Source organism: Flavobacterium sp. NRK1 (assembly GCF_024054175.1).
GTDB lineage: Bacteria > Bacteroidota > Bacteroidia > Flavobacteriales > Flavobacteriaceae > Flavobacterium.
The window spans coordinates 1-499 of the sequence record NZ_JAMXLA010000020.1 but is presented as its reverse complement, the minus strand read 5'-3'; the positions used below and the strand labels follow the sequence as shown (position 1 = coordinate 499).

The window sequence follows — 499 nt, the reverse complement described above, 5'->3', positions numbered from 1 at the left end:
AACCGTAAGGTCCCAGGTGCTGATGATACCGTCATTGGCACCGTCATAGTCACATTCATCAAATACAGTAGTAATTGGATTGGCAATCGCACCTTCCTCTACAAGCAGGCTAAGCTCTTTTACGATCATACAGCCTGTATCGTTATTGGTTACCCTTACATATACCGTACCGCTGCCTCCTGTTACAGGGTAGGCTGTTACCGGTACTGCAGGGGTGGTAAGTGCGGCATCTTCAAAGAAGTCAACATCATACTCATCCGCTTCATTGCCGCCAAGGGCATTGTTTACATATTCCTGGATGTTAAAATCATAGGCACCGTCGGTATTCTGCTCACAATGCGCAAATGGCTCAAGGTCGGCTACCGGCGGAAGCGGGTTCACGATAAGGGGCAGCTCAACGATCTGCGCACACATTGGCTCTGCAGGGTTGTGCGTATCAAGGGCAACACGTACCCACACTGAACCTGTCCCGCTTTCATAGGCTGAAGGGTCAGCTATC

General features: G+C 50.1%; 1 protein-coding gene. It reads right to left on the bottom strand.

Annotation, left to right across the window (positions count from 1 at the left end; genetic code table 11):
• A partial coding sequence (locus tag NHE85_RS16695) for a hypothetical protein (RefSeq protein WP_252813344.1) occupies positions 1-499 on the bottom strand: 499 nt, incomplete at both ends.